Source organism: Clostridium sp. (assembly GCF_018372875.1).
GTDB lineage: Bacteria > Bacillota > Clostridia > Clostridiales > Clostridiaceae > Clostridium.
In genome coordinates this window covers 1-11,052 of sequence record NZ_JAHAIF010000073.1, presented here as the reverse complement: position 1 = coordinate 11,052, position 11,052 = coordinate 1, and the positions used below count along the sequence as shown (strand labels likewise).

At 28.8% G+C, this 11,052-nt stretch carries 7 protein-coding genes and 2 pseudogenes; 8 read left to right on the top strand and 1 reads right to left on the bottom strand.

Features of this window, described 5'->3' with window-relative positions:
• Positions 1–454 precede the first annotated feature (454 nt).
• Positions 455–1,033, bottom strand: coding sequence for an RDD family protein (locus KIB46_RS15385; protein WP_291673026.1), 579 nt, complete (start codon positions 1,031–1,033; stop codon positions 455–457).
• A 147-nt stretch (positions 1,034–1,180) separates the two neighbouring features.
• Here KIB46_RS15385 and KIB46_RS15380 point away from each other — a divergent pair, with 147 nt between their 5' ends.
• The 8 genes and pseudogenes from KIB46_RS15380 to KIB46_RS15345 form a co-directional block, all read left to right on the top strand.
• On the top strand, positions 1,181–3,064 hold the full coding sequence (locus tag KIB46_RS15380) for a PRD domain-containing protein (RefSeq protein WP_156560871.1): 1,884 nt from the start codon (positions 1,181–1,183) through the stop codon (positions 3,062–3,064).
• Between the two features lie 267 nt (positions 3,065–3,331).
• Positions 3,332–3,982, top strand: coding sequence for a PTS lactose/cellobiose transporter subunit IIA (locus KIB46_RS15375; protein WP_156560873.1), 651 nt, complete (start codon positions 3,332–3,334; stop codon positions 3,980–3,982).
• A 103-nt stretch (positions 3,983–4,085) separates the two neighbouring features.
• Positions 4,086–5,393, top strand: a complete 1,308-nt coding sequence (locus KIB46_RS15370) for a PTS sugar transporter subunit IIC (protein ID WP_156560875.1) — start codon at positions 4,086–4,088, stop codon at positions 5,391–5,393.
• A 24-nt stretch (positions 5,394–5,417) separates the two neighbouring features.
• Entirely contained in the window at positions 5,418–6,173 is a 756-nt protein-coding gene (gene nagB / locus KIB46_RS15365) for a glucosamine-6-phosphate deaminase (protein ID WP_291673022.1), read from the top strand.
• On the top strand, positions 6,157–7,476 hold the full coding sequence (locus KIB46_RS15360) for a 6-phospho-beta-glucosidase (protein ID WP_291673028.1): 1,320 nt from the start codon (positions 6,157–6,159) through the stop codon (positions 7,474–7,476). The genes nagB and KIB46_RS15360 overlap by 17 nt, the downstream gene beginning before the upstream one ends.
• A gap of 46 nt (positions 7,477–7,522) precedes the next feature.
• Entirely contained in the window at positions 7,523–9,190 is a 1,668-nt protein-coding gene (locus KIB46_RS15355; protein WP_291673020.1) for an alpha-glucosidase, read from the top strand.
• A gap of 118 nt (positions 9,191–9,308) precedes the next feature.
• Positions 9,309–10,149: pseudogene (locus KIB46_RS15350) on the top strand (IS30 family transposase).
• A gap of 732 nt (positions 10,150–10,881) precedes the next feature.
• A pseudogene (locus KIB46_RS15345) lies at positions 10,882–11,052 on the top strand (group II intron reverse transcriptase/maturase); the annotation flags it as partial.

Here is an 11,052-nt window from a genome sequence, read left to right as displayed (position 1 = left end):
CAAATTGTTTTTCTATAAATTTTATATGCAAAAAGATAAGTTCTTAAGTTCTTAAGAACTTAAGAAGAAAAGAACTTAAGAAGTTATAGTAAAAATGCGAGTTTGAAGGGATTTTGATGAGATAAATTCTAAAAATGCATATATTTTATTTGAAAATAAATTTTGGAGGGATTTATCATGGAAGAAAATTGATTGGATAACTGATGAATACATTGAAGAAACAACAAAGGTTGTTGGGAGTTTTAAGTTTTAAAATACGTTAACTAACATTAGGAAAATAATATATAAAAGCCTTAGAAAATTAGGAGTAAATTATTTTAAAGCAATAAAATTCGCCAATACTTGTAATGGATACTGGCGAATATCTAATAGTTCAATATTAAGTAATACACTACAAATAAATTACTTATATTGACTAAAATTTATTAATTATTTTTATGAATAAATTTTATACTTATTTGATTTTACTTTGTGTTGAAATAACATTAGTTTTTGCAATAAAATCATGTATCATTTTATGGTCATTAGTAATTAAACTAACCGCTAATGAAGAAAAAGAAATAATTCCCAATATAGAAAGAACAGCAGAAGAAATAGAAGATGAGCTTATTAAATTAATTAATTCCCAAAAGTAGATTGAGCAAGTATAGAAAGTACCCTCTATAAGAATTAATCCAACTCCATTTCTTATAAATAATGTTTTTAGGTCAAGCTTATTATTATCACTCTTAATAATTTTTAATTTTAAAATTTTTTTACCAAGTGTTTGTCCGTTATTTTTATAAGGAAAATAAATAAGATAAATAATGGAGAATAATAGACCAATTAGAAAAGCTATGAAAGCTTGCAATATTGGTAGTGTTGTAATAGTACTTTCAAAATTTATCTGATTATAAGTTAGACCGTATATAAAATTTATGGGTATAATAGTTAAAAAACTTACCAAGTACCAATCTATAAAATAAGCGATAAGCCTTTTAAAGAATGGCGAGTTGCTTTTTTTTAATTGTAGTAGATGTTGTCTTTTTATCATAGTTGACTCCCCTTTATTATATTCCTATAATTTCATTATAAGAAATTAAGTTGAAATTACCTTATTCAAAAATTCGTTAATATTAAGGTAAAATTTAAAAAGACATTTTTACAAGTAAACGTTATAGTGATAAAGGGGGGAGTTCTTATGTTAAAAGCAAGGCAAAAACAAATATTTCTTATTATGGATGAAAATAAAGATTTCTTTGTTAAGGGAACATATATTTCAGATAAATTAAACTGTAGTACAAAAACGATTCAAAAAGAGATTAAAGAACTAAAGAACATTATCAGTGAGTATGATATTGAAATGAAGTCAGTAACCAGTAAAGGATATAAACTTATTATTCATGATATTAGAAAATATGAAAACTTTAAAATAAATATGCTAAATGTAGAAAAAAATGAGGATTTCAATAATCAATCATTCAGAATTACATATATTTTAACTGAATTATTAATAACAGATAAATATGTTAAATCTGACTACCTTGCTGATAAAATGTATATATGTCGTTCGAGTGTTTCTAGTGATATTAAAATTGTAAAAAAAATATTAGAAAAGTATGAGCTAAAAATTGAATATAGGCCTAATTATGGAATGAAAGTTATAGGAACAGAAAAGGATAAAAGAGAGTGTATAGCTAAAGAACAACTTGAACTATATAAAGAAAAATCACAAATTAAGAAAGAAAGGATATCTACAGTTAGTGATATTGTAATTAAGAATTTAATGAAATCAAAATATCGTATTAGTGATGTTGTACTTCAAAATCTTGTTTTACATATATGTGTATCTATTAAAAGAATGCAATGTGGAATATATATAGAAAATTCAAATTATATACAAAACTGTGCTGATGAAAAAAATATTGCAAAAAATATTTTGAGTGAATTATCTTCAACTTATAATTTTGAAGTAAGAAATAGTGAGATAGAATTTTTGGCTATACATCTATTAGGAAAAAGAAGTTATGAAAAAGAAGTTATGATTAATTCTGAAACTGATAAATTTGTAAATGACATGCTAAGTTATATTAAATTAAAAACAAATATTGATTTTTATGGAGACATAGAACTAAAGATATCATTAGCATTACACATTATACCTTTATTTATAAGATTAGAAAATAAAATTCAATTAAAAAATTCAATGATTCAAGATATTAAGTCTAATTATCCTTTAGCTTATGATGTTGCAGTTATAGCAGCTTCTTATATTAATGAAAAGAAATATTTTATTTTAAATGAGGATGAAGTAGGATATTTAGCTGTTCACTTCTCTTTATCTCTTTCTAAAAAAGAAAATAAGATTAATCCTAAAAAAGTATTAATTATATGTAATGCACGTAGAGGAGATTGCCTTATGTTGCAAAGCACTTTTTTAAGAGAATTTAATCAGATGATTAGTGAATTAGAAATAATTAATGCATTTGAAATATCAAGTTATTGTTTAGATGATTATGACTGTATTTTTACAACTTTTTTAAATCATCCATTAATTCCTTCTAGAGCTTTAAGAATTAATTTCTTTATTGATCAAAGAGATATTCAGAGAATAAAAAAAGCATTATTAGGAAAACGTCAATCAAAAGAACTATTAAAATATTTTAAAAATGAATATTTTATGGGTGGAGTTGATGCTGAAAATAGAGAAGAAATAATTAAGAAGATGTGTGTTAAAGCAGAGTTATACACCAATTTTGATGAGGATTTGTATGACGCTTGTATGCGAAGAGAAGAGCTTGGAGGAACTTGTTACGGACAGTTGATAGCATTACCGCATCCCGAGAGTTTAATTTCTCAGAAAACTATTGTTATTACTGCGCTTTTAAGGAACCCGATTCCTTGGTCAGAGCAAAAGGCACAATTGGTATTTTTAATATGTGCCCAAAAGGGTAGTAAGAATGACTTAAGTGTTTTATTTGAATGTATATCAAAATTTATGATGGATGGAAAGAGTGTACAAGATGTTATTGATAAATGTGATTATTTAACTTTTATAAGAAGCTTAGAAAAACTTATAGATTAAGATAACTAATAATATGTCATCTTTTAACCATAATGATAAAAGCTTTTTACAAAAGGAGGTTAAAGAAGAGAATGTTTAAAAGTGACATTTATAAAAATAAAACATAATTTATGTATACTACCATCTATAAATATAAATAGTAAAGTTTACGAGTAACCATATACTGTTTTTAAATTTTAAGAAGTCTTTCAATAAGTTTATAAAAGTTTATTGATAGAAATACAATTAAGACTAACTATACAAAATATGATAGGAGGAGATTATTGTATGAATGAAATGAATTTTGAATTAATACTACATGCAGGCAGCTCTAAATCAAGTATTATGGAAGCTATTGAATTAGCAAGGCAAGGAGAATTCAAAGAAGCTGATTATAAAATTAATGAAGCTCATAAAGAATTAACTGATGCATATAAAATACAAAAAAAAATATTAAATAAAAGTAGTAAGGCTGATAATATCAATATAAATATGCTGAGTGTTCATGCACAAGATCAACTAAATTCTGCTCAAATACAAATAGGGTTAGGAGAAGAGATTATTAATTTATATGAACAAGTCCAACAAATAAAAAATTATTTAGGAATTCAAAATTTTGAAAGTCAGAAATATATGAAAGTATTATTAGTATGTGGGCAAGGAATGTCTACAAGTTTATTGGTTCAAAATATGTATTTTTATGCTAATGAAGGAGATTATATTGAATCATCGTCTTTTGAAGATATTACAAGTGTTATTGAGGATTATGATGTTATTCTTATAAGCCCACAAATTCGATATCGTAGACCAGTTATTGAAAGAATGATGAACCCTAAAAAACAAATAAGTGGATTAATCGATATGACTGCATATGGAAAAATGGATGGCAAGAGTATATATGAGCAAGCACAAAGGTTGTTCCATGAGATAAAGAATTAATAATTAATACACTTATACATAATTTCGTTATTGTTAGAGAAAATGTTTACAAGGTGATTTTTATGAAAAGATTATATAATTAACTAAAAAGGAGGAGATTGTTGTGAATAAGTTTACAGAAATGTTAGAAAGGACTTTAATGCCGATTGCTGAAAAATTAGAACAGAATCGTTATTTGAGTGCAATTCGTGATGGATTTACTAGTATTATGCCATTTTTGATTATTGGGTCTATTTTTTTACTTTTATCTAATTTGCCATCTGAAACTTTAAATAGTATATTAGGTAGTATTTTTGGCGCAGAAAATATTAGTAAATTAGGTTATCTACTTGAGCCTACATTTAATATCATGGCTCTATTATTGATAGTTGGAATTTCTAGATCCTTGTTAGATTATTATAAAATTAAAGATACAAGTGCTTTAATTTTACCAATTATTACGTTCTTATTATTAAATAATTTTAGTATTACTCTTATTACAGAAAATGGTGAATCAGTATCATCTGGTGGAGTTATTCCTATGGAGTATTTAGGTGCTGCAGGATTATTTGTCTCAATGATTTGTACTATTTTAACTATTGAAGGTTATAGATGGATTAAAGAAAGAGGATGGGTTATTAAGCTTCCAGAATCAGTTCCACCAGCAGTAAGTCGTTCTTTCTCAGCTTTAATTCCATCAGCAGTTATTTTAACGTGTGTATTTTTAATTAAGGTTCTATTTGAATATACACCTTATGGTACTGTATTTGAATTTATATATAAAAGTTTTCAACAGCCATTATCTGCATTAGGAAATTCATTGCCATCACAAATAATTAGTGAAGGACTTATTGGATTGTTTTGGTGTTTTGGTATTCATGGTGATAATATTGTAAGTTCAATTATGGGGCCTATTTGGAGAGGATTATCAGCTGAAAATTTAGCGTTAGTACAAGCTGGGAAAGATCCAATCAACATTATTTGCCAACAATTTAGAGATGTATTCTTAATTGCAGGAGGAACAGGTGCTACTCTTTCTCTAATTGTGTCTATTTGGATTGGTGCAAGAAGTCCAGAACTAAAAGCAATTGCAAAGCTTTCTGCACCTGCATCAATATTTAATATTAATGAACCAATTATATTTGGAATTCCTATTGTTTTGAATCCAATTATGATGATTCCTTTTGTATTAGTTCCAATAGTTTTGTGTATAATTACTTATTTTGCTATGAAATTAGGAATAGTTCCTTTATTACAAGGAATTGAAATACCGTGGACAACACCTATATTTATATCAGGGTGGCTTGCTGGTGGATGGAAGTATGTAGTATTACAAGTTATTAATTTTTTAGTAGCTACAGCTATTTACTTCCCGTTTGTTAAGACTTTGGATAAAGATTTATTAAGGAGTGCAGAAAAAAGAATAAATTAATTAATAAACTAAAGGAGATATTTTATGAGTATGAAGGTCTATGTTTTTAACACTGAAAGAGAAGTTGATGAGTTTGTAGGTCAGCATGTTAGTAAATTTATTCAAAATAAGAAAGATGCAGTATTAGGATTTGCTACTGGTTCTACACCATTAGGTACCTATGATTATCTAATTAGTGAATATAATAAAGGAAATATTGACTTTTCAGAAGTAGTTGCATTTAATTTAGATGAATATGTTGGTGTAGAAAACGATCATCCAAGAAGTTTTGCTAAATTTATGAGGGATTATCTTTTTAATAAAATTAATATTAAACAAGAGAATATCCATGCATTAAATGGAAAAGCAGAAGATATGGAAGAAGAATGTAATAGATATGAAAGAGAAATTGATCAGAATCCTATAGATATTCAACTTTTAGGGATTGGGATGGATGGTCATATTGCATATAATGAACCAGGAAGTCCTTTTGACGGAGGCTGTCATGTTGTTAATTTACATCAGCAATCTATTTTAAGTTCATTAGATTATGGTTTTGATTGTATTGAAGATGTTCCAACTCAAGGAGTAACACAAGGTATTAATACAATTATGAAAGCAAAACAATTAATAATGATAGCAAAAGGTGAAAAGAAAGCTAAACTTGTTGAATATATGTTAAAAGGTGAAATAACAGAAGAATTTCCTAGTACTATTATAAGAAGACATGAAAAAGTTATTGTTGTTTTAGATGAAGCAGCAGCAAAATATTTGAAAGGAGAAGATTATGAGAGGAATTAAGGTTGTAACGATAGGTGGAGGAAGTAGCTATACTCCAGAACTTGTTGAAGGGTTAATTAAGAGACACAATGAATTACCAGTAAAAGAATTATGGCTTGTTGATATTGAAGAAGGAAAAGAGAAGTTAGATATTGTAGGAAATCTAGCAAGGCGAATGGTAAAAAAAGCAGGTATCGATATGGAGATACACCTTACATTAGATCGTCGTGCTGCATTGAAAAATGCTGATTTTGTTACTACTCAGTTTAGGGTAGGACAATTAGATGCACGTGAAAAAGACGAATTAATACCATTAAAATACGGTGTTATTGGGCAAGAGACAAATGGACCAGGTGGAATGTTTAAAGCATTAAGAACTATTCCGGTTATTTTTGATATTATTAGAGATTGTGAAGAGTTATGCCCTGATTCTTGGATCATTTCTTTTACTAATCCGTCTGGGATTAATGCAGAAGCTGTATTTAGGCATACAGGATGGAAAAAGTTTATTGGTTTATGTAATGGACCGGTTAATATGATTAAAGATATAGAAAAGATTTTGGATGTAGAAGCAGAAGACAAGCTTAACGTTATTATTGGTGGAATTAATCATATGATTTATGCTTTAGATATTCAGCTGAATGGTGAGAATGTAAATAAACTTCTAATAGATAAAATGATTAATAAAGGAACAAAGGAATCATTAAAGAATATTGTGGATATACCATGGGGAAATGAATTCTTGAAGGGGTATGGATATTTAGGAATTGGGTACTTACGTTATTATATACAAAAACAACAAATGCTAGAACATTGTCTTGAAGATGCGGAAAATAATAGATGCCGTGCTAAGGTTGTTAAAGAAGTTGAGAAGAAATTATTTGAAATTTATAAAGATGAAAGTCTCGATATTAAACCGAAAGAATTAGAAAAACGTGGTGGAGCATATTATAGTGATGCAGCATGTAACTTAATTTCTTCTTTATATAACGATAAAGGTGATATCCAAGTAGTTGATACTTTAAATAATGGTGCTATCTCTAACTTACCTGATGATGTTGCTGTAGAAGTAAGTTGTGTAATTACAAAAGATGGTCCAAAACCTATTCGTGTTGGTTCTTTACCTATTCAGGTTGTAGGTTTAATACAACAATTAAAAGCATTTGAAATCTTAACAACAAATGCAGCTGTGACAGGTGATTATAATGATGCATTAGTAGCAATGAGTATTAATCCGTTAGTTCAAAGTGAAATTACTGCTAAGAAGATTTTAGATGAAATGTTAGAAGCGCATAAAAAATATTTACCACAGTTTTATAAATAAAGAGCAGTTATCTGCTTTTTATTTATATTGAAAGGGGTTTTGTAATATGAATCAATGGTGGGAAAAAGGTGTTGTATATCAGATTTATACAAGGAGCTTTAAGGATAGTAACAATGATGGAGTAGGTGATTTAAATGGAATTATTTCATGTTTAGATTATTTGAAATTTTTAGGGGTTGATATCTTATGGTTGACACCTATTTATGAATCTCCTAATGATGATAATGGGTATGATATTTCTGATTATAGAAAAGTTATTAATGAATTTGGAACAATTGAGGATTTTTTGAAATTATTAAATGAAGCTCACTCAAGAGGTATGAAAATTGTTATAGATATTGTATTTAATCATACAAGTGATGAACATCAATGGTTTATTGAAAGTAAAAGTTCTAAGGATAATCCATATCGTGATTATTATATTTGGAGGAAGCCTAATGATGGTCATGAACCGAACAATTGGACAAGCTGTTTCCAAGGATCAGCATGGGAATATGATGAAAATACTCAGGAATATTATTTGCATTTGTTTTCTAAGAAACAGCCGGATTTAAATTGGCAAAATCCTAAAGTAAGACAAGAAGTTTTTGATATTATGAATTATTGGGTGAGTTTGGGTGTTGATGGATTTCGCTTAGATGTTATCAATCTAATTAGCAAGGATGAAAGCAAATATTATATCGATAGTGATATAAAAGGTCATAAAGTTTGTGCTAATGGTCCAAATATTCATGAATATTTGCAGGAGATGAATCAACAAGTCTTATCTAGAAAATCATTAATGACAGTAGGAGAAACTCCTAGCGTAAGTGTAGATGATGCTAAAAGATTTGCACCGTTAGATAGATCTGAGTTAAGTATGATTTTTCAGTTTGAAATGATGAATGTCGATGGCGCAGAAGATAATAAATGGACAGATCGTCGATTTAAACTATTAGATTTAAAAAGAATTATGACAAATTGGCAAGTTGGATTATATAATAAGTCATGGAATTCCTTATTTTGGAGCAACCATGATCAACCAAGATGCGTTTCAAGATTTGGAGATACATCTACCCCTTTTTATCATGAAAAATCAGCAAAGATGTTAGGAATTTGTCTTCATATGATGCAAGGAACACCATATATATACCAAGGGGAAGAATTAGGTATGACCAATGCTCCTTTTGAATCGTTGGAAGACTATCGTGATATAGATAGTTTAAATAGTTATAAACAATTAGTGGAAGTAGAAAAAAGTGTAGCACATGAGGATATGTTACGATATCTTAGAAAGTCAAGTCGTGATAATGCAAGAACACCTATGCAATGGGATAATAGCGAATATGCAGGATTTAGTAAAAAACAACCATGGATAATGATAAATCCAAACTATAAATATATTAATGCAAAAATAGAATTAAGTAATACAAATTCTATCTTCTATACTTATAAAAAATTAATTCAGTTAAGAAAAGAATATAATATTATTACAGATGGTTATTATGAACTGTTTATGGAAGATGATCCTAACATTTATGCATATAAGCGTATTAATAAAGAACAAGAGTTAATAGTATATTGTAATTTTACTTCGTATTTACTTGAATATGATAGCTCATATATTCATGAAGATGCTTCAATTTTGATAAGCAACTATGAAGATCAACTTTTAGGTAAATTAAGGGCATATGAAAGTGTAGTATTTATTCAAAAAAATAGAAAGACTAGTTGAAAGAAATTAAACTAATGATTAGTTGTAAAATGAAATTGAACTAATAAAAAATCAATAGTTGATTATTCTGTGTTATGATTTAATCGCCAAACCCAAATATACACGGAGGATAATCACTATGAATCACTCAAATATTAACAAAGAATCACGTAAAAATAAACACTTAAATTATGAGGAACATATAATTATTCAACTTCGTCTTAAAGGTGGAGCAGCGCCATATAAGATAGCTAAGGAATACTATTCTAAGCATCGTTTAAATTCTTATCGTACCTTTAAGCTCTTAGAATGTAGTGATTTTAAAATGGTTTGCACTAAGACACTATATAGATATTGGATTTATGGATGTAAAAAATACAGATTTACCAATGAAACTGCGTAGAAATACAAAGTTTGCTAGAGTAAAGAAGCATAAGAAAAAGCTTGGTACTAGCATATCTCAATGTCCAATAGATATAGATAACCGTATAGAATTTGGTCATTGGGAGATAGATAGCGTTATTGGTGAAAAATCTAAGGATGATAATGTGCTTCTTACTATAGTAGAACGTAAAACTCGATATTCTATGATAATAAAAGCTATAACGAAAACTGCTCCTACAGTTACAGATGCACTTAACATAGTAAGTAACCTATTTTGTGAGCAATTCAGTCAAGTTTTTAAGTGTATAACTAGTGACAATGGTTCTGAATTTTCTAATTTATCTACAATTGAAACTGAAGTTAATAGCAAAATATACTTTATTCATCCATATTTTTCTTTTGAGAAAGGTACTAATGAGCGTCATAATGGTTTGATACGTCGTTTTGTCCCAAAGGGAAAACGTATATCTGGCTATTCTTATCATGATATTGCCTTTATAGAAGATTGGATGAATACTCTTCCAAGAAGGATATTAAAATATAAAACTCCAGAAGAGTTGTTTGAGGCACAACTAGATCAAATATATGCACTTTAAGTGTTTAAGTCATAAATACAGAATAGTTCAATTTGTTATTGCAATTTATATAAAAATTTTCTTTCACCTGGCGACCCAAAAGAAAAGAGGGTAAAAGCACTACGTAAGCTAGTCACCATCTTTCCCTTTGCTTAGCCTGTCCCACTAATCATGGGACATATGGGTGTCTTTGGACAATCTTTAAAAAATAGATTGTAGTAGCTATGAAATCTCATATGTGATTTACTTTAGAGGTAGCTTTTAGCATTGATGTTTCTCTATTATATAAAACTTGTCCGAAGAAAAATAAAAGGGAGTAGCTCATTGGCTGCTCCTAATTTTTGTGTGCCCAGCATGGGCACGTGCTAGTCGGTGGAAGTCCGATATGGGGGGTGATAGTGCCAACCATTAGCTTAAGACAAGGGTGTCCATCGTGAGGTGGAATCTGAAGGAAGTCGGCGGCAAAACCTTGGTCTGAGGTACACGAACCACATTTGAGGCTTAACTCTATGGGTGAACTTGCAAGACAAAGTAAAGCCCAAAACTATACGAAATAGAGAAAGTAAATGTGGCAGATATATGAGGTGAAAGTACGTGTTCTTACCTGGGGAGGTCTGATAATACATCAATAAGTAGATGAAATTTCGAAATTGATAACCTATATAGTGATATATAGCTGAATTATCAGAAGTCATAGTAACTCCGCTAATCGCGATAGCGGACGAAGGACTGAACATTAGGAGGTTTACAACTTTGGATAAATCAAAGAAATTATAAAGAAAGCAGAAAACTCAATATAGAGACCAAGTGGTGGAAGTAGAAGTGGAACTTCGAGAGCATATCAAAAAACATTGGCATACAATTAAAACTAAACTACTAGAAACTAAGTATAATCCATCACCTGTAAGAAGGGTGGAAATACCG

What these genes read in the sequence shown, in the direction of transcription:
- KIB46_RS15385 (WP_291673026.1), bottom strand. Translation starts at nt 1,033, where the DNA reads ATGATAAAAAGACAACATCTACTACAATTAAAAAAAAGCAACTCGCCA.
- KIB46_RS15380 (WP_156560871.1), top strand. Translation starts at nt 1,181, where the DNA reads ATGTTAAAAGCAAGGCAAAAACAAATATTTCTTATTATGGATGAAAAT.
- KIB46_RS15375 (WP_156560873.1), top strand. Translation starts at nt 3,332, where the DNA reads ATGAATGAAATGAATTTTGAATTAATACTACATGCAGGCAGCTCTAAA.
- nagB (WP_291673022.1), top strand. Translation starts at nt 5,418, where the DNA reads ATGAGTATGAAGGTCTATGTTTTTAACACTGAAAGAGAAGTTGATGAG.
- KIB46_RS15355 (WP_291673020.1), top strand. Translation starts at nt 7,523, where the DNA reads ATGAATCAATGGTGGGAAAAAGGTGTTGTATATCAGATTTATACAAGG.